24 protein-coding genes and 4 tRNA genes are annotated in these 19,839 nt (G+C 62.1%); 17 read left to right on the top strand and 11 right to left on the bottom strand.

Features of this window, described 5'->3' with window-relative positions; genetic code table 11:
- Positions 1–843 (bottom strand): ABC transporter permease, encoded by an 843-nt coding sequence (locus tag RFN28_RS09680; RefSeq protein WP_320287126.1) that lies wholly within the window; start codon positions 841–843, stop codon positions 1–3.
- A gap of 7 nt (positions 844–850) precedes the next feature.
- Positions 851–1,933: a polyamine ABC transporter substrate-binding protein gene (locus RFN28_RS09675; RefSeq protein WP_320287125.1), complete on the bottom strand. Its 1,083-nt coding sequence runs from the start codon at positions 1,931–1,933 to the stop codon at positions 851–853.
- Positions 1,934–2,025: 92 nt separating this feature from the next.
- Here RFN28_RS09675 and RFN28_RS09670 point away from each other — a divergent pair, with 92 nt between their 5' ends.
- Positions 2,026–2,640, top strand: a complete 615-nt coding sequence (locus RFN28_RS09670; RefSeq protein WP_320287124.1) for a TetR/AcrR family transcriptional regulator — start codon at positions 2,026–2,028, stop codon at positions 2,638–2,640.
- A gap of 49 nt (positions 2,641–2,689) precedes the next feature.
- Here the strand turns inward: RFN28_RS09670 and RFN28_RS09665 are convergent, their stop codons facing one another.
- Positions 2,690–2,890, bottom strand: a complete 201-nt coding sequence (locus RFN28_RS09665; RefSeq protein WP_320287123.1) for a DUF2905 domain-containing protein — start codon at positions 2,888–2,890, stop codon at positions 2,690–2,692.
- A 136-nt stretch (positions 2,891–3,026) separates the two neighbouring features.
- On the opposite strand from RFN28_RS09665, the gene RFN28_RS09660 reads away from it, so the two are divergent.
- The 3 genes from RFN28_RS09660 to RFN28_RS09650 all read left to right on the top strand — a co-directional run bounded on the left by RFN28_RS09660 (position 3,027) and on the right by RFN28_RS09650 (position 4,819).
- Positions 3,027–3,416: a hypothetical protein gene (locus RFN28_RS09660; RefSeq protein WP_320287122.1), complete on the top strand. Its 390-nt coding sequence runs from the start codon at positions 3,027–3,029 to the stop codon at positions 3,414–3,416.
- A gap of 358 nt (positions 3,417–3,774) precedes the next feature.
- Entirely contained in the window at positions 3,775–4,086 is a 312-nt protein-coding gene (locus tag RFN28_RS09655; protein WP_320287121.1) for a DUF3303 domain-containing protein, read from the top strand.
- A 556-nt stretch (positions 4,087–4,642) separates the two neighbouring features.
- A complete protein-coding gene (locus RFN28_RS09650) occupies positions 4,643–4,819 on the top strand; it encodes a hypothetical protein (RefSeq protein WP_320287120.1) in 177 nt (58 codons plus the stop codon).
- 26 nt (positions 4,820–4,845) lie between these two features.
- On the opposite strand, the gene RFN28_RS09645 is transcribed toward RFN28_RS09650, so the two are convergent.
- Positions 4,846–4,921 (bottom strand) — tRNA-Thr (locus tag RFN28_RS09645).
- A 156-nt stretch (positions 4,922–5,077) separates the two neighbouring features.
- Here RFN28_RS09645 and RFN28_RS09640 point away from each other — a divergent pair.
- Both RFN28_RS09640 and RFN28_RS09635 read left to right on the top strand, forming a co-directional pair.
- A complete protein-coding gene (locus RFN28_RS09640) occupies positions 5,078–5,245 on the top strand; it encodes a hypothetical protein (protein WP_320287119.1) in 168 nt (55 codons plus the stop codon).
- A 252-nt stretch (positions 5,246–5,497) separates the two neighbouring features.
- A complete protein-coding gene (locus tag RFN28_RS09635; RefSeq protein ID WP_320287118.1) occupies positions 5,498–5,812 on the top strand; it encodes a BA14K family protein in 315 nt (104 codons plus the stop codon).
- 61 nt (positions 5,813–5,873) lie between these two features.
- Here RFN28_RS09635 and RFN28_RS09630 read toward each other — a convergent pair whose 3' ends face one another.
- Both RFN28_RS09630 and RFN28_RS09625 read right to left on the bottom strand, forming a co-directional pair.
- Positions 5,874–6,296: a hypothetical protein gene (locus RFN28_RS09630; RefSeq protein ID WP_320287117.1), complete on the bottom strand. Its 423-nt coding sequence runs from the start codon at positions 6,294–6,296 to the stop codon at positions 5,874–5,876.
- Between the two features lie 84 nt (positions 6,297–6,380).
- On the bottom strand, positions 6,381–6,521 hold the full coding sequence (locus tag RFN28_RS09625; protein ID WP_320287116.1) for a hypothetical protein: 141 nt from the start codon (positions 6,519–6,521) through the stop codon (positions 6,381–6,383).
- A gap of 77 nt (positions 6,522–6,598) precedes the next feature.
- Here RFN28_RS09625 and RFN28_RS09620 point away from each other — a divergent pair, with 77 nt between their 5' ends.
- Entirely contained in the window at positions 6,599–6,772 is a 174-nt protein-coding gene (locus tag RFN28_RS09620) for a hypothetical protein (protein WP_320287115.1), read from the top strand.
- On the opposite strand, the gene bhcR is transcribed toward RFN28_RS09620, so the two are convergent.
- Positions 6,773–7,594, bottom strand: coding sequence for an HTH-type transcriptional regulator BhcR (gene bhcR / locus RFN28_RS09615; protein ID WP_320287114.1), 822 nt, complete (start codon positions 7,592–7,594; stop codon positions 6,773–6,775).
- Between the two features lie 201 nt (positions 7,595–7,795).
- Between bhcR and gcl the strand changes: the two genes are divergently transcribed.
- The 3 genes from gcl (at position 7,796) to RFN28_RS09600 (ending at position 11,380) form a co-directional block, all read left to right on the top strand.
- On the top strand, positions 7,796–9,577 hold the full coding sequence (gcl, locus tag RFN28_RS09610; protein ID WP_320287113.1) for a glyoxylate carboligase: 1,782 nt from the start codon (positions 7,796–7,798) through the stop codon (positions 9,575–9,577).
- Between the two features lie 27 nt (positions 9,578–9,604).
- Entirely contained in the window at positions 9,605–10,402 is a 798-nt protein-coding gene (gene otnI, locus RFN28_RS09605) for a 2-oxo-tetronate isomerase (RefSeq protein ID WP_320287112.1), read from the top strand.
- Between the two features lie 93 nt (positions 10,403–10,495).
- A complete protein-coding gene (locus tag RFN28_RS09600; RefSeq protein WP_320287111.1) occupies positions 10,496–11,380 on the top strand; it encodes a 2-hydroxy-3-oxopropionate reductase in 885 nt (294 codons plus the stop codon).
- A 70-nt stretch (positions 11,381–11,450) separates the two neighbouring features.
- Here the strand turns inward: RFN28_RS09600 and RFN28_RS09595 are convergent, their stop codons facing one another.
- Positions 11,451–12,314 carry a TrmH family RNA methyltransferase gene (locus RFN28_RS09595; RefSeq protein ID WP_320287110.1) on the bottom strand — a complete coding sequence of 288 codons (864 nt, stop codon included), beginning with the start codon at positions 12,312–12,314 and terminating at the stop codon, positions 11,451–11,453.
- Positions 12,315–12,503: 189 nt separating this feature from the next.
- On the opposite strand from RFN28_RS09595, the gene RFN28_RS09590 reads away from it, so the two are divergent.
- Positions 12,504–12,588: transfer RNA gene (locus tag RFN28_RS09590), tRNA-Tyr, on the top strand.
- Positions 12,589–12,657: 69 nt separating this feature from the next.
- A tRNA-Gly gene (locus RFN28_RS09585) sits at positions 12,658–12,731 on the top strand.
- On the opposite strand, the gene RFN28_RS09580 is transcribed toward RFN28_RS09585, so the two are convergent.
- Both RFN28_RS09580 and RFN28_RS09575 read right to left on the bottom strand, forming a co-directional pair.
- Entirely contained in the window at positions 12,720–13,496 is a 777-nt protein-coding gene (locus tag RFN28_RS09580) for a hypothetical protein (protein ID WP_320287109.1), read from the bottom strand. The genes RFN28_RS09585 and RFN28_RS09580 overlap by 12 nt on opposite strands.
- 272 nt (positions 13,497–13,768) lie before the next feature.
- A complete protein-coding gene (locus RFN28_RS09575; protein WP_320287108.1) occupies positions 13,769–14,221 on the bottom strand; it encodes a YidB family protein in 453 nt (150 codons plus the stop codon).
- Between the two features lie 128 nt (positions 14,222–14,349).
- Here RFN28_RS09575 and RFN28_RS09570 point away from each other — a divergent pair, with 128 nt between their 5' ends.
- Positions 14,350–14,607 carry a GlsB/YeaQ/YmgE family stress response membrane protein gene (locus RFN28_RS09570; protein WP_040969302.1) on the top strand — a complete coding sequence of 86 codons (258 nt, stop codon included), beginning with the start codon at positions 14,350–14,352 and terminating at the stop codon, positions 14,605–14,607.
- Between the two features lie 158 nt (positions 14,608–14,765).
- On the opposite strand, the gene RFN28_RS09565 is transcribed toward RFN28_RS09570, so the two are convergent.
- Entirely contained in the window at positions 14,766–15,653 is an 888-nt protein-coding gene (locus RFN28_RS09565; protein WP_320287107.1) for a DMT family transporter, read from the bottom strand.
- 286 nt (positions 15,654–15,939) lie between these two features.
- Between RFN28_RS09565 and tuf the strand changes: the two genes are divergently transcribed.
- The 4 genes from tuf (at position 15,940) to RFN28_RS09545 (ending at position 19,784) form a co-directional block, all read left to right on the top strand.
- Positions 15,940–17,115 carry an elongation factor Tu gene (tuf, locus tag RFN28_RS09560; RefSeq protein WP_320287088.1) on the top strand — a complete coding sequence of 392 codons (1,176 nt, stop codon included), beginning with the start codon at positions 15,940–15,942 and terminating at the stop codon, positions 17,113–17,115.
- Positions 17,116–17,277: 162 nt separating this feature from the next.
- Positions 17,278–18,948 carry a COG3904 family protein gene (locus RFN28_RS09555; protein ID WP_320287106.1) on the top strand — a complete coding sequence of 557 codons (1,671 nt, stop codon included), beginning with the start codon at positions 17,278–17,280 and terminating at the stop codon, positions 18,946–18,948.
- Positions 18,949–19,076: 128 nt separating this feature from the next.
- Complete coding sequence (locus RFN28_RS09550) at positions 19,077–19,562, top strand: group II truncated hemoglobin (protein WP_320287105.1); 486 nt, start codon at positions 19,077–19,079, stop codon at positions 19,560–19,562.
- Between the two features lie 146 nt (positions 19,563–19,708).
- A tRNA-Trp gene (locus RFN28_RS09545) sits at positions 19,709–19,784 on the top strand.
- The last annotated feature ends 55 nt before the right edge of the window (positions 19,785–19,839 follow it).

The following is a 19,839-nucleotide window of genomic DNA, read 5'->3' as shown; positions in this document are numbered from 1 at the left end:
TCAGGCCCGCTCGATCTTCAGCCAGCGCGCGCAGGCGAGATAGGCGATGGTGACAACCGCCATCAGGATGATCGACAGCGCTGAAGCCAGCGGGAAGTCGCCGCGGCGCCCGATCTGCATCATGACGAGCTGCGGCATGACCAACTCGTTGTTGCCGCCGAGGATCTGCGGCGTGATGTAGTCGCCGATACAGAGCACGAAAGTGAGGAAGGCGCCGACCATGATGCCCGGCAGGGTGAGCGGCAGCACGACGTGCAGAAAGGTGCGCACCGGCCCGGCACCGAGATCGGCGGCCGCCTTGCGGTAGCTCGGGCTGAGCTGCTTGAGATTGGCGAAGATGGTCAGCGTCAACAGCATGACGAAGAAGTGGACGAAGCCGGTCACAGTGGCGAAACGTGTGCTGGCGAGTTGCAGCGGCTCAGCGATCAGGCCGGAGGCGGTCAGCGCGCGGTTGATGACGCCGTTTTGCGCCAGCACCAAGAGCCAGGAATAGGAGCGCACGACGTAGGACGTCCAGAACGGCAGCACGGCCAGCATCAGCGCCAGCCGCTGCCAGCGTTCCGGCACCATCTCGGCCAGGATCCAGGCGAACGGGTAGGCGAGCAGGATCGAGATCACGGTGACGATCGCCGTGACCTCCAGCGAGTTCACCATCGCCCGCCAGTAGGACGGATCGGTGAAGAACTGGCTGTAATTGGCTAAAGTGAAGCCGCCGCCTTCATGCGCCGTCAGGCTCGACAGCCCCATGGCGATGAAGGGCAGCACGAAGAAGAGCAGCGTCCACGCCAGCGCCGGCGTGACCAGCGCCCAGGGCAGGGCACGCGTGTTTCCCGCAGCGTTCATCGGCCGATCACTGCGCCTGCAGCATCTCGGTCCACATGTCCTGCATCTTCTTGTCGAGATCGGCGTTCGGAGCCGGATAGGCCTGGGCGCGGGCGAGGAAGCCGGGCTGCTCGTCGAAGCGCAGGATCTTCTTCTGCTCGTCGGTCAGCGCCGCCTTTTTGTTCGCCGGCATGCCCCAGTAGCAGGACGAGGTGGCAAGGCGCGCCTGGCCTTCCGGGCTCAGAATGTACTGGATGAACTTCAGCGCCATGTCCTTGTTCTTTGAATCCTTGAACATGGCGAGCGACTGCGACCACAGCACCGCGCCTTCCTTCGGGATCGAGAAGTCGAGCGCCGGGTTTTCCTTGGCGAGACCCGCCGTCACCCACTCGCCGCCGCCGACTAGGACGTCCACCTCGCCGGTGGCCAAAGCGGTCTGGCTGGCGGTGACTTCGCCGACTAGCTTGGCATTGGCCTTCATCTTGAGCAGTTCTTGTTTGAGGGAGGGCAGGTCAGCCTCGGTGAGGTCGGCGGTCTTCTTGCCGATGGCCAAGGCCGCCATGCCGATGACCGGCAGGTAGTAGTCGTAGATGGCGATCTTGCCCTTGTATTTGTCGCTGGTGAGTGACGCCAGCGACTGCATGTCGGCCGGATCGACCTTGGTCTTGTTGAAGCCGATGGTGTTGTAGCCGAATTTTTCGGTGATGCCGTAGCGCTTGCCGTCGACGATGGTCGACTTGTCCATCTTCACTTCCGGGAAGAGGTCGGCGAAGGGGAGCTTGTCCTCGGGCAACGGCTCGAACAGGCCCTTCTCGACGCCACGCGGCACGTCGATGGAATCGATCACCATCACATCCCAGTCGCCCGGCTGCGACTGGTCGACGATGGCCAGCCCCGCGCCTGTGCCCTCGAATTCCTTGACGTTGACCTTGACGTTGTTGGCCTCCTCGAAGGGCTGCAGCAGCGCCGGATCGGAATGGTCGCACCAGATCAGCGCATTGAGATTGGCAGCCTGGGCCCCGCCGGCAGCGAGCAGGACTGCGGCTGTCGCGCAGGCGGCTCCGAGATGGGACTTCAGGGTGGAAAGCGGATTCCGGACATTGACGGTCATCGAGTGTTCTCCCTGCCTTGCTGGCTTGTTAGGGAAAAGTTGAACCAATTCTAAAATTGAGTCAATTATGATTTTGTGGCAGAGAGGCCGATATGAGCGGATTGCGCGAAAGGCAGAAGGCGGACAGGCACCGGCGCATCATCGATGCGGCGACTGCGCTTTTCCGCGATGCCGGCTATGAAGGCGCCAAGATCGAGGCGATCGCCGCGCAGGCGGAAGTCTCGATAGGCACCATCTACAATTACTACCAGAACAAGGGCGACATCCTCGGCGCCATCGTCGCCATGGAGGTCAACGAGGTGCTCAACGCCGGGCGAGGCGTGGTCGCCCGCCCGCCCGCCAATGTCGGTGATGCACTGGATACGCTGATCGGCATCTATATCGAGCACTCGCTCAATTATCTCAGCAAGGAGATGTGGCGGCAGGCGATGGCGATCTCGACGCAATTGCCTGACAGCCCGTTCGGCCAGGCCTACACGGCGCTTGATCGCGCGCTGACCGATCAGATCCGTGCCCTGATCGCCCGCCTGCAGGAGATCGGCCTGGTGCGCGCCGACATCGACGGGCCGGCGGTGGGCGAGCTGATCTTCAACAACATGAACATGATGTTTATCGAGTTCGTAAAGCGCGACGAGGCGATGATATCGGAATTGCGTGCGGCTATCAGGCGGCAGAACCGGATTCTCGTGACGGCGATCGGGGTGTGAGAAAGATCAAGGGCGCGGGGAAGAACGGCTCACTGCAGCCGCAGCATCCCTAACGGTTGATCAGCCATAGGATCGCCGAGAGCACGACGCTGATCAGTATTCCTGTGGTGATTGGAACGTAGAGCCTGAAATTCTCACGCTCGATCACGATATCACCAGGCAGCCTGCCAAGGCCGATCCGGGTCACCCACGGCCACAGCAGGCCCACGGCAACTATGCTGAGACCAATGATGATCAGTGTTCGCGACATGGCGGCGTCCTGCCGGAAATAGCATCCTTCCAGAGATATAGTGACGGCGGTCTTACAGGCTGGCTTTTCCCCGACGTTTCCTATTGAGTTGAAAGTTATATCTTATACAACCTAAAGGAGTATCGAGGGAGAGTCAGTGCAGTTTCCTATCTGGCATTGGGCAATCGTGCTGCCGTTGATCGGCGTGCCTGTTTTCTTCGCCGTTCGCTCCGCGACCAAGCCGTCACAGAATCCGGACGACTTGGTGGGATTTGGAGGCTGGTTGATGCTTTTGGCGATCGGCCAGTGCTTGGCACCGTTCCCTACGCTGGCTGACCTATACTCGTCGAGCGAGGGTTACCAGCAGCTCATGCCGCTGCCAAACGGTCCATTGGCCGTCTGCGGTGAAGTCATGTTGTCGCTGGCATTTACACTGCTGCAGTTGATTGTTCTCGGCGGAGCCCTCGTTTCAAACAGCTATTCCCGTACCAGTGGATCGCGATCCCATTTGCGTTCGCGCTCGCTGTTTGGACCTCCACGATTCTAGGCGCGCCAATCAGCCAAATTCTCTCGGGAGAAGCGCTGGTCGCACCTGTTGGCGGATTTGTTCTGACCGGAATCTGGGTGGCTTATGTCTACAAGTCCGTCAGGGTGAGGAACACCTTCGGCACTGCGGCAACCAGCGAGGTTGCTGCTGCCTAGTAGTGGGCTGTTCCGGCTGTTTGCGGGTAAGCTTGTGCGACCCCGCAGCGCTGAAATCGGACCGTCCTCAAGTGTCGGACAGGTTCATCACTTTCGTTCGCGACACCTACCTCTATTGAAGGAGACGAGGGGACGATCGGAGGTTCGCCTCGGGAGCTACAATGCCGCTCGGGCATTCGCGGTCACCCGAGAGGGAGGAGATTATGAAGTACCTGGTAAATTGGAACGAGCGGCCACAGGGCTCGCCGATTGAATATGAGAACGTCCAAAAGCGTATCCTGAAAATCTTTCAACACTGGGAAATACCCAGCGAAGTCAAGGTGCATGCCTTCGTGGCGCGGGTGGGCGAATGGGGTGGTAGCATGCTGCTCGAGGCGGATGACCCGCTGGTAATCCACAAAATGTGCTCGACCTTCCCGGCGTTCCAATTCGACGTCCATCAGGTCATCGACGTTCCGGACGCGGTCCGCGTCGAGATGGAAGCCATCAAATGGCGGGATGAACTTCCCGCGTGAGCGGCCGCCGACGAAGCAGAGGGCCGAACTTGAATCTGCCGCGATGACCTCGGCGCGAGGCCATGCCGAATGCTCGACCGTTAGTGTGTGGGGCCCTCGAATCCGCCGACCTCGCGTTCGCCGGGGTGCAGTTGGCGAAGCCGCGCGCACAAGCGTTTCCATCTGGACAGATTTGCGCGGTGCATAGGGGGATATATCGTTTTACACAATTCCCAATAGGTGGACTCTTGCGCCGTATCAGCGGTTAACTTCGTCATCGTGATCAAAAGGGAGAGGGACGCACATCGAATCAGGAGGAAACGATGTCGTCTGCACCGAAGGAAGATTATCGAACCAACAAAGCCGACTATGTGATTGCCGCGATGCGAGGCCGGGCGACCGCCGATGACGATCGCGGCGAAGCACAAGAGAAGTCCCTATGGCTGAGAGATTCTCGGCTGGCCAAACTGGCCGCAAATCCGTGTGAAAGCCTGCCAGGACCGAGGAGGCCAAACCGCGCGTTCAGGTAGCGGAGCGAGCGCTGGCAAAAGCGAACGGCGCTACCGATGAGGAACTGATGGCGATCTTCAGTTGGACGACGAAGTCGCAGACCACCGTCTACACCAAGAAAGCCAGCCGGAAGAAGCTCGCCGGGAACGCAGCATACAAGCTGATCCCGGAACAAACGAGCACAGAAAATGTCCCACCGGCCGAAGTGGTGGAGAATAGTGGGACAAAACAGCGGAAAAGATGAGCAATATCGACGGCTGAAAAAGCGGTTGGTGCCCCCGGCAGGGATCGAACCCGCGACCTTCGGTTTACAAAACCGCTGCTCTACCAGCTGAGCTACAAGGGCACGGCGCTCCGGTAGCACATTTCGTGCGCCAGTAAAGACAAAACTCCGTTTTAGGTTGCTAATGGACCGCGCGGCCGTGCCTGGGGCGGCATGCTGAAAATCGCCGATAGGCTTACCATATCGTGTCCAGGTGCAATTGCATCGAACGGGTGTCGCATGATCAGATTCGTCATCATCCTGCCGATCATCGTGGTGACCTGGCTTCTGCTGGTGAAGGCAATCAGCGATTTGAAGAAGGCCAATATCGACTGGACCGGCGTCGCCACCATTATCGGCTTCATCGCGCTCGCCTTCTGGCTTCGCCACATCACCGGCATGGGATGAAGGTTGCGAATAGGGAAGCTGCAATTCGCGGATTGCGACTTGTCACTTTTCGCTATTCGCTAGAAGCCTTCGAACCCTCCGCAGCGCCGCGCGGAATGAAAGCGAATGGTTCGCCTCGATCAAGGGTCCGGCGAGCCATTTCCCGGCTGCTCGAAAAATCTGAAAAAATCTTCGAACCTTTTTGCAGGCCGCCGCGACAGACGATCAAGAGGCGGATGGATCGCCTCGGTCAACGAAACCAAGGAGATCGTCATGTTCAAGCGCACACTCGTTTCCGGCCTGATCGCCACCACCGTCGCTGCCGGCTCTCTCGTCGGCACCGTCCAGCCCTCGGCCGCCTCTGACCATCATCACCGCCGCGAACTCGGCATCGGCATCGCCGCCGGCGTCGGCGGTTTCGTCCTCGGCAGCCTGCTTGCCCAGCAGCAGCCGCAGCCGGTCTATGTCGACGAATATGGCGGTGGCTCGTGGCATGTCCGCCGCTGCATGGCCCGGTACCCCAGCTACGATCCGGACTCCAACACCTTTATCGGCTACGATGGCTATCCGCACTATTGCCGCCTCTAAAAGGGCGACCGTCTCTCAGCACCCGGAAGAGGGGCCTTCGCGGCCCCTTTTTCGTTGAACGTTACGGAGTCCTGGGCTCGATCGGCAATCCGGCGGCGCGGCAGGCGCTGCTAACGACAAGTCCCCCGTTTGGCGTGTCATCGCCCATCGCGACCAGTTCGAAGCTGCTTCCAGCATCCGGGTAAATCTTGGCAAGGAAGGGCTTGTCGCCGCCGTTGGCGCCGGAAGCGTTCCTGCGAGTGACGTAGCCGCAGACAACGATCTCCTGGCGGCCGTTCAGCGTCCGCTCGCCGGCCAGCATCGTCCCGAACTTGGCCGAGGCAGGATTCGGCAGGCGCTGGCGGATACCCGTGGTGACGATCTCCTCCAGGGCGAGCGAGATCGGCATGGGATTGGCGCGCTGGGCGCCAGCGTCAGGTTGAGGTGCCGCCGCCACGCATCCGCAAAGTGAAGCGGCGAGCAAAAGCTGAACCGTTTTCCGCATCCATGTCCTTTTTGTATGCGTCGCCTGTCGTCAGCCCTTGGCGGAGCAACCAACGATGTACAGCAATTTTGTGAGCGTCTAGTCTTACCCCTTGATCGCCGACGGAGGGAGGGTGGCTTGGACAAGCAGGATCCGAAAGAAGACCGGATCGAGCCGGTTTTTCGCAACGGCACCGTCACCATCGTCGGCATCCTGCTGGCGTTTTCGTTGGGCTTCATCACTCATTGGGCGGCCAACCCGATCCCCTGGCAGACCTATCATCTAGTTACCGTCTACCGATCCTGGTCGGCATTGCCCTGCAGATGCGAGCGCTCGCCATTCTGCTCGACATCAAATCCCTGCAGCGCATCATTCATGAGCGCGCCAGCCGGATATTCATCGCCGGCCTCATCTTCACAGCCAGCGGCGTCGGGCTGGCGATCCTGCTCGATTTCTTCGACATCTCGACCAAGAGCGCGCTGCCTGGCGCGTCCTAATCAGTACGCTTTCACGCCGCCGATCATCTTCGTCACCTCCGCCGCGGCGTCACGTACCAGCGGGCCGATCTCGGCAAGGCGCTCCGGAGTCACGCGCACCGTCGGGCCGGATACCGAAACGCCGCCGATCGGCTCGCCGAACTCGTTGAAGATGGCAGCCGCCACGCAGCGCATGCCGGGATGGCGCTCCTCGTCGTCGACCGACCAGCCGCGATGCTTGATGGTCGCGAGATCATGGGCCAGCGCCGAGATATCGGAAAGCGTCCTGTCGGTGTAGCGCTGCAGGCCCGACTTGCGCAGGATGGCCGCGACCCGCTCCGGCTCGAGATGCGCCAGCACCGCCTTGCCGATGCCCGAAGCATGGAAGGAACTGCGCGTTCCCGGGCGGAAGAAGGCGCGGATCGCCTGATGCGTCTCCACCTGGCTGACAAAGACCACGCAGTCGTCCTCGGCGACGCCGAGATTGGCGGTCTCGCCAGTCTTCTCCATCAGTTCCTGCATGACGATGCGGGCGCGGTCGACCAGTTTTCTACGGCGCAGGAAGGCCGCGCCCATACGATAGGTCTCGACGCCGATCGACCAGAGCTGGTCGGTCGAGTCGAATTCGACCATGCCGTGGTTCTCCAGCGTCGTCAGCATGCGGTAGGCGGTGGAGGCCGCAATGTCGCTGCGCGCCGCGATCTCGCTCAAGGACAGGCCGCTGGCGTCGGCGACGATCGCCAGGATGCGCAGCGCCCGGTCGAGCGACTGCACCGAGGCCGCTTCCGACGGGCCATTGAAAGCGCGCGGGCGACCGCGCTGGCGTTTTTCCGTGGTTTCCATGCGCGCATTCTCGCCGACTTCGCGCAGCCTGCAATGAAAAAGTTTTTCACTGATTCCCCGGAGTGATTTTCTGGAAAACGAAAAGTGAAGCAAAATCAGTCGATAAGCGCCGTTTTCTAGAAATGAAAAAATATTCTGAAAAAATTGAAAAATCGAAAGAGCGCTGGCATTCTCAAGTCGACCAACGAAGTGGAGGCTGGAATGGCCAGGATGCGCGCTGTCGACGCCGCGGTTCTCGTTCTCGAAAAGGAAGGCATCACCAATGCCTTCGGCGTGCCGGGCGCCGCGATCAACCCGCTTTATTCGGCGCTGAAGGCACGGGGCAGCATCCGCCACATCCTTGCCCGCCATGTCGAGGGCGCCTCGCACATGGCCGAAGGATTTACCCGCGCCAAGGCCGGCAATATCGGCCTCTGCATCGGCACATCCGGCCCGGCCGGCACCGACATGATCACCGGACTCTACTCAGCCTCGGCCGATTCCATTCCGATCCTCTGCATCACCGGGCAGGCGCCGCGCGCCCGCCTCAACAAGGAGGATTTCCAGGCCGTCGACATTGCCGCGATCGCCTCGCCGGTCGCCAAATGGGCGGTCACCGTCATGGAGCCTTATCTGGTGCCGATGGCGCTGCAGAAGGCGTTCCACCTGATGCGCTCCTCGCGGCCGGGCCCGGTGCTGATCGACCTGCCGATCGACGTGCAGCTTGCCGAGATCGAGTTCGACATCGACGCCTATGAGCCGCTTGCCGTCTTCAAGCCGGCGATGACGCGCGCCCAGGCCGAGAAGGCGATGGCGATGCTCAACCAGGCGGAAAAGCCGCTGATCGTCGCCGGCGGCGGCATCATCAATGCCGATGCTTCCGATTTGCTGATCGAGTTCGCCGAAGTCACCGGCGTGCCGGTCATCCCGACGCTGATGGGCTGGGGCTCGATCCCCGACGACCACCGGCTGATGGCCGGCATGTGCGGCCTGCAGACCTCGCACCGCTATGGCAATGCGACAATGCTTGAAGCCGACTTCGTCTTCGGCATCGGCAACCGCTGGGCCAACCGCCACACCGGCTCGGTCGACGTCTACACCAAGGGCAAGAAATTCATCCATGTCGACATCGAGCCGACGCAGATCGGCCGCGTCTTCGCGCCGGACCTCGGCATCGTCTCGGATGCCGGTGCTGCGCTGAAGATCTTGCTCGACGTCGCCACCGAATGGCGCACGGCCGGCAAGCTGCGCGACTGGTCGGGCTGGGCGAAGGAATGCCAGCAGCGCAAGAAGACCATGAAGCGCAAGACGCATTTCGAGCAGGTGCCGCTGAAGCCGCAGCGCGTCTATGAGGAGATGAACAAGGCTTTCGCCCGCGACACCACCTATGTCACCACGATCGGCCTGTCGCAGATCGCCGGCGCGCAGTTCCTGCATGTCTACAAGCCGCGCAACTGGATCAATTGCGGCCAGGCCGGCCCGCTCGGCTGGACGCTGCCGGCGGCCCTTGGCGTGCGCGCCGCGGACCCCGATCGCGCGATTGTCGCGCTCTCCGGCGATTACGACTTCCAGTTCATGATCGAGGAGCTGGCGGTCGGCGCGCAGCACAAGCTGCCCTACATCCACGTCGTCGTGAACAACGCCTATCTCGGCCTGATCCGGCAATCGCAGCGCGGCTTCGGGATGGACTATGAGGTGAGCCTCGCCTTCGAGAACGTCAACCGGGCGAACGATCCCGAGGCGGGTTACGGCGTCGACCATGTCGCGGTCGCCGAGGCGATGGGCTGCAAGGCGGTGAGGGTGCGCAAGCCCGAAGAGTTCGCCGGCGCCTTCAAGGAGGCCGAGCGGCTGATGAAGGAGCATCAGGTTCCGGTCGTTCTCGAATTCATCCTCGAGCGCGTCACCAACGTTTCCATGGGCACCGAAATCGACAAGATCACCGAATTCGAGGAGCTTGCCGAACGCAATGAGGATGCTCCGACGGCCATCATGATGTTGGATTGAGTTCGGCGGGACAGAAGGAGAAGAAGAATGCCGCGTTTTTCAGCCAATCTCTCGATGCTCTTCGCCGAGCATGACTTCCTCGACCGCTTCGATGCGGCAGCCCGCGCCGGCTTCAAAGGCGTCGAATATATCGGGCCGTACGACCATGCGCCCGATGTCGTCGCCGCGCGGCTCAAGAAGAACGGCCTGACCCAGGTTCTATTCAACCTGCCGGTTGGCGACTGGGCCAAGGGCGAGCGCGGCATCGCCGTGCTGCCCGACCGCGTGCCGGAATTCCGCCAGGGCGTCGCCAAGGCCATCTCTTATGCCCACGCGCTGGGTTGCGAGCAGATCAACTGCCTTGCCGGCATCGCGCCGCAGGGCGCCGATCGCGCGGTGCTGGAGAACGTCTTTGCCGAGAACCTCGCCTTCGCGGCTGAGAAGCTGGAGCAGGCAGGCATCAAGCTTTTGATCGAGCCGATCAACACCCGCGATATTCCAGGCTTCTTCCTGAACTACACTGACCAGGCGCTGGCGCTGATCGACCGCATCGGCTCGAGAAATGTGTTCCTGCAATACGACATCTATCACATGCAGATCATGGAGGGGGATCTCGCCCGTACTATCGAGGCAAACCTCGGCCGCATCGCGCACATCCAGCAGGCGGACAATCCCGGCCGGCACGAGCCGGGGACGGGCGAGATCAACTATCCCTTCCTCTACGAGCTTATCGACCGCCTCGGCTATTCCGGCTGGATCGGCGCCGAATACAAGCCGAAGGGGGGCACAGAGGCAGGGCTCGGCTGGTTTAGGGAATTTGCCGGGCAGGGGAGCGCGGCGGCTTAAGGGGCCGGCGCTGAAGCTGCCGATCTCCCCCCAGGTGGGGGAGATGGCCGCTCGAAGGAACGAGGCCTCGAAAAGATTGTGACGGAGCAAATCATGGAAATCATCGGCTTCATCGGACTGGGCATCATGGGCGCGCCGATGGCGGGACATCTGCTCGATGCCGGCTATACGGTGGTCGCCAGCGACCATCGCTCCAAGCCGCCGGCCGATCTCGTCGCTAAAGGGCTGAAGACCGTCTCCGGCCACAGCGCGGTGGCAGAGGCCGCCGATATCATCATCACCATGGTGCCCGACACGCCTCAGGTGGCCGACGTGCTGTTCGGCGAGAACGGCGCCGCATCCGGCCTGACCAAGGGCAAGCTCGTCATCGACATGAGCTCAATCTCGCCGATCGCCACCAAGGAATTCGCCAGGAAGATCAACGAGCTCGGCTGCGACTATCTCGACGCGCCGGTGTCGGGCGGCGAGGTCGGCGCCAAGGCGGCCTCGCTCACCATCATGGTCGGCGGCGAGGAAAAGGCCTTCGAGCGCGCCAAGCCGGTGTTCGAGAAGATGGGCAAGAACATCACGCTGGTCGGCCCGAACGGCGTCGGCCAGACCACCAAGGTCGCCAACCAGATCGTCGTGGCGCTCACCATCGAGGCCGTGGGCGAAGCGCTGGTCTTCGCCTCGAAGGCCGGCGCCGATCCGGCGAAGGTGAGGCAGGCGTTGATGGGCGGGCTCGCCGCCTCGCGCATCCTCGAAGTGCATGGCGAACGCATGATCAAGCGTACCTTCGCGCCGGGTTTCCGCATCGAGCTGCACCAGAAGGACCTCAACCTGGCGCTGGAGGGAGCGAAGGCGCTCGGTGTGTCCCTGCCGAACACCTCGACCACACAGCAGCTCTTCAACTCCTGCGCGGCCAATGGCGGAGCCAAGGAGGATCATTCGGCGCTGGTCAGGGCGCTGGAGCGGATGGCGGGCCACGAAGTGGCCTAGAAGCGAATAGCGAATAGGGAGTAGCGAATAGAGCTTGCAGGCCAGCAGTCCGCAGTGTTCCGGCTATTCGCTATTCGCTATTCGCTAAATACTTCCTCGCCGCATAAAGGCTCACCGCCGCCGCGTTCGAGACATTGAGCGAGCGGATAGCTCCCGGCATGTCGAGGCGGGCAAGCGCCGTCACAGTCTCGCGCGTCTTCTGGCGCAGGCCCTTGCCTTCGGCGCCCAGCACCAGGGCGATCTTGTCGCCGGCGAATGTTTTCTCCAGCTCGGCCGGCCCCTCGGAGTCCAGGCCGATCGTCTGGAAGCCGGCCTCTTGCAACTGGCCGAGCGCGTCGGCCAGGTTCTTCACTTCGATCTGGTCGATATGCTCTAGCGCGCCGGAGGCGGACTTTGCCAGTACGCCCGATTCCTGCGGGCTGTGGCGCGCCGTGGTGATCAGCGCGCCACAGCCGAAGGCGACCGCCGAACGCAGGATCGCGCCGACATTGTGCGGATCGGTGACCTGGTCGAGCACGAGCACCAGCGTCGTGTCGCCGAGCGCATCGAGGCGCTTGGGCTTCAACGGCTCGGCCTCGATCAGCACGCCCTGGTGGACGGCGTCCGACCCGGTGATCCTGTCGATGTCCTTCGGCTCGACCATCTCCGCCTTGAAGGGCAGGGCGGCAAGATCGGCGATCGCCAGCCGCTCGGCGGCGTTGCGCGTCACCAGCATCTTTCCGATCTTGCGCCGGGGGTTGTCGAGGGCGGCGCGCACCGTGTGCAGGCCGTAAAGCCGCACCAGCCCGTCGGCGGGGCCTTCGCCCGGCGGCACCGGCTGGCGCGGCCGGAAAGCGGGCGCGCCGCCCGCCTTCTGGTCGCGATGCGCGCGCCTAAGCTTGGCGTAGTGAGTATCTTTCGGGGTGCCCGGCTTGTTGCTTTTGTTGTCGCTCATGCCGGCCTCTATAGCCGTCCCGCCCGGCTAAGGATACCGGCTGCGAAAACATCCTCGAAAAACCCTGGCCACGCCGGTTGACACCCACCGGCCTTGCCGCCATAAGGCGCATCGCTGATTTCGGAGAAAATCCTTACTCGGGCTCCGGATCAGCGCGAATGCCTCGTTGCATGGCTCCGGCGGCAGACTGGAGAGGTGCCCGAGTGGTTAAAGGGGACGGACTGTAAATCCGTTGGCTTAGCCTACGTTGGTTCGAATCCAACCCTCTCCACCACTGCCGGCCCGGAAGCCCTGAAACGAAAAGCATCGGAAGTGTTTAGCTGTTTTCCGGATGCTTCCGCCGGCGGGTATAGCTCAGTGGTAGAGCAGCAGCCTTCCAAGCTGAATATGCGGGTTCGATTCCCGCTACCCGCTCCAGCTGGGCCCTAACACCAGAAGGGACAGGGCCATTCCCGCTTTATAAAAACCGTGACAAAGCCCTACGGTGCACCCCCCAACAATTAGGAGCAATCCGATGACTGCCAGCCAGCTGTTAGCTTGCTTTGGCGTCGGGATGGGCGGATACTTCGCCCGTATCTTTAGAATCTCTTCACGCAGTTGTGGATTCAAAGGCAAATCATCGTATTGAATGCGAAACTTCAGTCTCCTCATACCTGCAAGGATCACGGCAAAGGCCAGCCAGCTCAGCCCGGCAAGCCAAAAGCTGATGAAATAGGGTTGCGGGTATAGGACGCGGGGACTGTTTGAGCACGCTTCTGGAAAAGTTGTTCCGCGGTTGAATGAACGCCTACCCAAGTTCGTGAGCCACCATCCATGATCAGTCGTCGCAAGGCCGATTAGGTACCCACCTAAGAGCATTGCGCCGCCGGCAATCCATAGAAATGATTTCCGGTTTTCTTTATCTGCAATCGCTTCGAACAGGCATTTACCTGCAACAGACGTCAGCAGGGCGGCGAAAACGATGGAATAAACCATCTGCGACATCACAATCGCGGAAAATGATGTCGAGCATTTTCCGAGATCGGCCGTGAGTTGGAACGACCGAGAAAACAGCGTTGCGAATTCAGAATTCGCTTGGAGGAAAAACGAGTAGATGAAGGCGTGCAATAACAGGACCGTGCTGCCGGAAATGACGGAAGCTCGATGATTATCTCTGCCTTTTAGCTCCCAAGCCGACTTCATAATTCACCGCCATTTAAGCTGCTCAAATGGGTGGCACATGACAGGTTAACTCAGACTTGCACGACTGGCGGTTGCAGCGGCCAACCCAACCTAGCCGCCGCAGACTAATCCTCCGTATGGTGCTCCTAACTGCCGTCCGTCTCAAACGCGTCGAAGCCCATCTCCAAGCCGGATTTCCGGGTTCGATTCCTACCACTCAGATTACCAGCCTTACGATGATACACACGAAAACGCCGCGCACCGTGGCGCGGCGGTTCGCTATGCCATGCCGCCTAGCTGTTGAAAGCCGAGGCCACCTGATGATGCTGCGGGATCTGGCCGTTCGGCGTCAGCTTGTCGACAATACCGGGCAGCGCCGTGGAGAGTTGCTGCAGCAGCTCCTGTTCGTCGAGCCCGGTTCGTTGCGCGATCTCGCGGATCACCTGCGGCCCGAGCACTGAGCCGAGGTCGTTGGCATTGATCGGCTGGTTCTGGCCAGTGCCGACCCAGGAATCGGCGACATTGCCGTGACCGGCGTCCCTGAGCTTGTCGAGCAGGCCGCCCAGTCCGCCGAGCAGACCGCCGTCAGCTGAGGCTCCGGCGGGAGTAGGGGCAGGGGCTTGAGGTGCGGCCGGCTGTTCCTCGCTCCTGCCGCTCAGCATCTTGCCGACCAGCAGCGCGCCGAGCGCGATCATCAGGGGTTTGGTGATGTTGCCGCCGGGGACGGCGTTGTCAAAAAGGCCCATCGTGGATCTCCATCTCAACCAGGCCCGCCCCGGCACCAGAATGGCCCAACCGGGCGGAATTTCAAGCTGTCTTGAGCTTTTGACAATCATATGAAAATGATTGGCGCGGCGGGGGATCGGAGGGAAAGATGGGCATCATCAGCTGGATCATCCTCGGCGTCATCGCCGGCTTCATCGGCAGCAAGATCGTCAACAAGACCGGCCAGGGCATGATCATGGATATCGTGCTCGGCATCGTCGGCGCCATCGTCGGCGGGGTGATCTTCAGCGCCTTCGGCGCATCGGGCGTCACCGGCCTCAACATCTACAGCCTGATCGTCGCCGTGATCGGCTCGGTCGTCGTGCTCTGGGCCTATCACCAGATTTCCGGCAAGCGGACGCTGTAGGCGGATTGGCTCACAGCCCTTTCGGCTGCGAGCGATCATCACGTTTTGGACCGGTCGCAGCGCGCGATCGTGCGGCGACACTTTGGCAGGTGATCCTGCCCGGCGCTCGCCTGCAGAGCGTGCAGGACAACCAAAGCGCGTGTCGCGGACCGGCCGTCTCAGGCCACCACCGTCAGGCGCCGCCTTCTTTCATCGAGCGAAACGATGGCGAGGCCGCTGCCGATCACCAAGAGGATGCCGCAGACGGCGAGTGCATTCGGGAACTGGCCGAACACAAGCAGGCCGGAAATCACCGCCCATACGGTGAAGCAGTAATAGAAGGGCGCCACCGCGCTCGTCGGTCCGACACGATAGGCCATGAAGATGAAGAAATGGCCGAAGATCAGGAACAGGCCGGCCCCGGCGATCAAAAGCAGATGACGGCCCTCCGGCATCACCCATTCCTCCGAGACGAGATGCGCGATGCCCGAGCCGATCAGCACGACCACGACGGCGGAGATGGCGACGATCATGCCGGGCACCTCGGCGGCCACCTTGCGTCCGGCGAGGTCGCGCGCCGCGGCGAGAGCCGCATTGCCGAGCGCCAGCAGGGCGTAGACGGAAATGCCCTGCATCGTCGGCTGTGCCACCATGAGGGCACCGACAAAGCCGAGGCCGATCAGCGCCATGCGCGCGGCGCCGATCTTTTCGCCGAAGAGGATCGAGGAGCCGACCAGCACGATGAGCGGCGTGATCTGCCCGAGCGCCGTCGAATCGGCGATCTGCATGTTGGCCAAAGCCACGACATAGCAAAGGATCGCCGAGAGCTCGAACAGGTTGCGCCGCAGCACCTTGCGCTCGAACAGCAGCGGGATCTGCCGGCCGTAGCCCAGCATCAGGAGCAGCGGCATGCCCCAGAGCGTCGCGGCTGCGCCGCGCAGCAGAAGCACCTCATAAGGCGGCAGCCCGGCGGTCGCGAGCTTCATCATCGTGTCGTTGACGAGGTAGGATCCCGTCGAGACGATCATGAACAGCGGGCCGCGGATATTTGCCGGAATGAACTGCATTTGCCGAAGAAATCAGAGGCGCGTCGCGGCGGCAATGGGCCAGCTCCGGCCGATTGGGCGTCAGTTCGCGCGAAGCTGTCGATGAGGTCGCGGAGGCGTCAAGCCGTGTCGATTTGATTTCCCCTGTCGCGATCCTATATCCGCGCTACATCCCTGAAATCGGATCGTTGGTTCGGGTCGAGCGCGGGAACGCTCAACCAGAAGGCACTTGTGTTTTTTGGTCGTTATCGCTAATCGCCGCGCATTCGACTGAACTGAAGGTCAAGGCCGCCCAAGGAAAGAGACTATGGCAAAAGGTAAATTCGAGCGCACCAAGCCGCATGTGAACATTGGCACGATCGGTCACGTCGATCATGGCAAGACGTCGCTGACGGCGGCGATCACGAAGTATTTTGGCGAATACAAGCGCTATGACCAGATCGACGCGGCGCCGGAAGAGAAGGCGCGCGGCATCACGATCTCGACGGCGCATGTCGAGTACGAGACGGCCAACCGTCACTATGCCCACGTCGACTGCCCCGGCCACGCCGACTATGTGAAGAACATGATCACCGGTGCCGCCCAGATGGACGGCGCGATCCTGGTGGTTTCGGCCGCCGACGGCCCGATGCCGCAGACGCGCGAGCACATCCTGCTCGCCCGCCAGGTCGGCGTGCCCTCGATCGTGGTGTTCTTGAACAAGGTCGACCAGGTCGACGACGCCGAGCTGCTCGAGCTGGTCGAGCTCGAGGTTCGCGAGTTGCTGACCAAGAACGAGTTCCCCGGCGACGAGATCCCGATCGTCAAGGGTTCGGCGCTGGCCGCGTTGGAAGACTCCAACAAGACCATCGGCGAGGACGCCATCCGCGAGCTGATGGCCCAGGTCGATGCCTACATCCCGACGCCGGTGCGTCCGCTGGACAAGCCGTTCCTGATGCCGATCGAGGACGTGTTCTCGATCTCGGGCCGTGGCACGGTGGTGACCGGCCGCGTCGAGCGCGGCGTGGTCAAGGTCGGCGAGGAGCTGGAGATCGTCGGCATCCGTCCGACGGCCAAGACGACCTGCACGGGCGTTGAGATGTTCCGCAAGCTGCTCGACCAGGGCCAGGCCGGCGACAACATCGGCGCGCTGTTGCGCGGCATCGACCGTGACGGCGTCGAGCGCGGCCAGGTTCTGGCCAAGCCCGGTTCGGTCAAGCCGCACAAGAAGTTCGTGGCCGAGGCCTACATCCTGACCAAGGACGAGGGCGGCCGTCACACGCCGTTCTTCACCAACTACCGTCCGCAGTTCTATTTCCGCACCACCGACGTGACGGGCATCGTGACGCTGCCGGCCGGCACCGAGATGGTGATGCCTGGCGACAACATCACCGTCGATGTCGAGCTGATCGTGCCGATCGCGATGGAAGAGAAGCTGCGCTTCGCCATCCGTGAAGGCGGCCGCACCGTCGGCGCCGGCATCGTCGTCACCATCAAAGAGTAATCGATCCGGCTCTGCCGGTTTGACAAGGAAAGGGCGGTCTTCGGGCCGCCCTTTTTCGATTCCGGCGCCTAAGAACCCCAGGTATTGCGCCACGTCCGTCAAAGCTGTTGCAAGCACCGCCGCCGAAATTAGTATGAGTTGTACCCGAGGGGCTTTGCGAGCTTGGTTCCGAAACGCCGTTCAGACAGCAGTGGGTGGTGGCGCGGGCTGTTCCGCCTCGGACTGGTCGCCGCAATCGGCCTGGTCAGCTTTTCTGCGAATGCCGGAGAAGAGGCGCCCGAACTCGGACCGACGATGCGCTTTGCCGTCGTGCGCGGCAGCGCCCAGGGCTGCGAGCCCAATTGCCCGGAATGGATTTCGGCGGAAGGCACCATCGAGGCCGGCACGCCGACGCTGCTCAAGCGGTTGCTGAAGACGCTTGGCGGCCGGCAGTTGCCGATCGTCGTCAATTCGCCGGGCGGCAATGTCGATGCCGCCTTGCAGCTCGGCCGCCTGATCCGCAAGAACAAGCTCGATATCGCCGTCGGCGTCACGGAGTTTTCCGGCTGCGCGCCGGGGATGAAGAACTGCCGCGACGATGACGGCAAGGGCGCGCTCTATTTCGGCATCGCCTATGACAACGGCGCCATGTGCAACTCGGCCTGCCCGCTGATGTTTGCCGGGGGTATCCGCCGCGTGGTCGGCGAATGGGCCTTTCTCGGCGTTCATCAGATCACCACGACATACCACAGGGAAAAGCTGCTCTACCGCACGACCTACCAGATCGTGAACGGCAAGAAGAGGGTCATCAGCACCAGGATCGTCAGCCGCAAGAATGCCGGCAGCTACAAGACCTACGAGATGAGCAAGGCGGTCGAGAAGCGGCTTTCGGCCTATCTGAACGAGATGGGCGTCGAACAGGGCGTTCTGGAAGCGATCAAGGCGACGCCGGCGAGCGACATCCGGCAGATCGAACCCGACGACATGCTGGAGATGAAGCTCGTCACCAGCCTCGATTCCCTTGACCTGCTGACCGGGAAAAGCATCTGCCGCCAAAATCCCTCGCCGGCGAATTGCCGCGAGATACCGACGAACGCCAAGCCGGCCGAAGTTGCAGCCGTCGAGGTGAAGCCTGCTTCACCTCAATCCGCGGAGGCAGCGCCGCCGCAAAAGCAGGAACAGGAGATGCGCTTCGTCCTGGTTCGCGGCAGCAATCCACTCTGCAATCCCGATTGCCCGGAATGGATTTCGGCGCAAGGCACCATTGTCGCCGGCACGCCAGACCGGCTGCGCGAGCTGCTAGACACGGTCGGCGGGCGCAGGCTGCCCATCGTGGTCAGTTCGCCGGGCGGCGATGTGCAGGGCGCGCTAGCCGCCGGCCGGCTCATCCGCGAGCGCAGATTGGATGTCGCCGTCGCCCGCACGGATTTTCTCGATTGCGATCCAGGCGCCGCAGGATGCGTCGCCAAGGACGGCCTTTATGCCGGCCTCACCGTCGACGCCGGCGCCGAATGCAACTCGGCTTGCGCGGTATTGATCGCAGGCGGCGCCAGGCGCCTTGTCGGCGCCAGCGCGCATCTCAGCCTGCACTCCCTGGGGATGGCGGACAAGGTCAAGGCATATCTCGACGAGATGGCCGTCGGCCCAGGCCTGTTCCCGGCGATGCAGTCGGTGCCCTATGCCAGCCATAGAGATCTCAGCCAGGACGAGATGGAGAAATTCGGGCTGACGACCGGACGCCAGTCCGTGGATGAACTGACCGGCGCCACCATCTGCAAATCCTCGCCCAGGCCCGACAACTGCCGGGTTCTGCCGTCCGCCAACGCCGAGGTGGAGACGCCGGCGAAGCTTTAGCGCCATTTCCGGCACTGGCCATGGGGGCAGGTTGAGCCGGGGAGGGCTTGCGTTATCCTCTGCGGCCTGCCGAAGGAGGGTCGGCCGAGAGGCTCGGCTCAAGGAGAACCGCCCAAGGAGGATCGGCGATGAGCGAGGATATCCCGACTTTGTTCGAATGGGCCGGCGGTGCCGAGGCGCTCAACTGGCTGACGCGGACCTTCTACGACAAGGTGGCCCTGGATCCGATCGTTGGTCCGGTGTTCAGGCACATGTCGCCGGACCATCCGGCGCATGTCGCCGCCTTCATCGGCGAGGTTTTTGGCGGACCGAAGATCTACAGCGAAAAACATGGCGGCCACCGCGAGATGGTCATGCACCATCTCGGCAAGCATCTGACCGAGGAGCAGCGCCGGCGCTGGATCAATCTTCTCGCCGACGCAGCGGACGAGGTGGGCGTGCCCGACGATCCCGAGTTCCGTTCCGCCTTCATGGGCTATGTCGAATGGGGATCGCGGCTGGCGAAGATGAATTCCAATCTCGGCGAGACCTGCGACCCGGAGACCGAGCCGATGCCAGCGTGGGGCTGGGGCGTGCCGGGCGGACCGTACAAGCCAAAAGCCGGGAAATCGTGAGCGTAGCAGACCGGCCCGCAGGCGCGATCCAATGCCCAACTGGCCAATGGAATCCGGATTTTAGGCAAAGCATGCGAAACTGCATATGACCGCTCTTTACAGAGCGCGCGGAAGCTTTTAGGAAGCGCCTGCGCTGAAGCGCGTATACGGGCATAGCTCAGTTGGTAGAGCGGCGGTCTCCAAAACCGCAGGTCGTAGGTTCGAGCCCTGCTGCCCGTGCCATTCCTTCAAGGGATCAGGCATCTAGCGATCACCTTGATCGCCGAGTTGCCGAAAT

Source organism: Mesorhizobium album (assembly GCF_033977205.1).
GTDB classification, from domain to species: domain Bacteria; phylum Pseudomonadota; class Alphaproteobacteria; order Rhizobiales; family Rhizobiaceae; genus Mesorhizobium; species Mesorhizobium album.
Note: the sequence above shows the minus strand (reverse complement) of the source record. Positions and strands in the feature narration are given on the sequence as shown.

Excerpts from the sequence above, each read along its gene's own strand:
- RFN28_RS09680 (WP_320287126.1), bottom strand. The coding sequence starts at position 843 with ATGAACGCTGCGGGAAACACGCGTGCCCTGCCCTGGGCGCTGGTCACG.
- RFN28_RS09675 (WP_320287125.1), bottom strand. The coding sequence starts at position 1,933 with ATGACCGTCAATGTCCGGAATCCGCTTTCCACCCTGAAGTCCCATCTC.
- RFN28_RS09670 (WP_320287124.1), top strand. The coding sequence starts at position 2,026 with ATGAGCGGATTGCGCGAAAGGCAGAAGGCGGACAGGCACCGGCGCATC.
- RFN28_RS09665 (WP_320287123.1), bottom strand. The coding sequence starts at position 2,890 with ATGTCGCGAACACTGATCATCATTGGTCTCAGCATAGTTGCCGTGGGC.
- RFN28_RS09655 (WP_320287121.1), top strand. The coding sequence starts at position 3,775 with ATGAAGTACCTGGTAAATTGGAACGAGCGGCCACAGGGCTCGCCGATT.
- RFN28_RS09650 (WP_320287120.1), top strand. The coding sequence starts at position 4,643 with ATGGCGATCTTCAGTTGGACGACGAAGTCGCAGACCACCGTCTACACC.
- RFN28_RS09640 (WP_320287119.1), top strand. The coding sequence starts at position 5,078 with ATGATCAGATTCGTCATCATCCTGCCGATCATCGTGGTGACCTGGCTT.
- RFN28_RS09635 (WP_320287118.1), top strand. The coding sequence starts at position 5,498 with ATGTTCAAGCGCACACTCGTTTCCGGCCTGATCGCCACCACCGTCGCT.
- RFN28_RS09630 (WP_320287117.1), bottom strand. The coding sequence starts at position 6,296 with ATGCGGAAAACGGTTCAGCTTTTGCTCGCCGCTTCACTTTGCGGATGC.
- RFN28_RS09625 (WP_320287116.1), bottom strand. The coding sequence starts at position 6,521 with ATGAGTGATGAAGCCCAACGAAAACGCCAGCAGGATGCCGACGATGGT.
- RFN28_RS09620 (WP_320287115.1), top strand. The coding sequence starts at position 6,599 with ATGCGAGCGCTCGCCATTCTGCTCGACATCAAATCCCTGCAGCGCATC.
- bhcR (WP_320287114.1), bottom strand. The coding sequence starts at position 7,594 with ATGGAAACCACGGAAAAACGCCAGCGCGGTCGCCCGCGCGCTTTCAAT.
- gcl (WP_320287113.1), top strand. The coding sequence starts at position 7,796 with ATGGCCAGGATGCGCGCTGTCGACGCCGCGGTTCTCGTTCTCGAAAAG.
- otnI (WP_320287112.1), top strand. The coding sequence starts at position 9,605 with ATGCCGCGTTTTTCAGCCAATCTCTCGATGCTCTTCGCCGAGCATGAC.
- RFN28_RS09600 (WP_320287111.1), top strand. The coding sequence starts at position 10,496 with ATGGAAATCATCGGCTTCATCGGACTGGGCATCATGGGCGCGCCGATG.
- RFN28_RS09595 (WP_320287110.1), bottom strand. The coding sequence starts at position 12,314 with ATGAGCGACAACAAAAGCAACAAGCCGGGCACCCCGAAAGATACTCAC.
- RFN28_RS09580 (WP_320287109.1), bottom strand. The coding sequence starts at position 13,496 with ATGAAGTCGGCTTGGGAGCTAAAAGGCAGAGATAATCATCGAGCTTCC.
- RFN28_RS09575 (WP_320287108.1), bottom strand. The coding sequence starts at position 14,221 with ATGGGCCTTTTTGACAACGCCGTCCCCGGCGGCAACATCACCAAACCC.
- RFN28_RS09570 (WP_040969302.1), top strand. The coding sequence starts at position 14,350 with ATGGGCATCATCAGCTGGATCATCCTCGGCGTCATCGCCGGCTTCATC.
- RFN28_RS09565 (WP_320287107.1), bottom strand. The coding sequence starts at position 15,653 with ATGCAGTTCATTCCGGCAAATATCCGCGGCCCGCTGTTCATGATCGTC.
- tuf (WP_320287088.1), top strand. The coding sequence starts at position 15,940 with ATGGCAAAAGGTAAATTCGAGCGCACCAAGCCGCATGTGAACATTGGC.
- RFN28_RS09550 (WP_320287105.1), top strand. The coding sequence starts at position 19,077 with ATGAGCGAGGATATCCCGACTTTGTTCGAATGGGCCGGCGGTGCCGAG.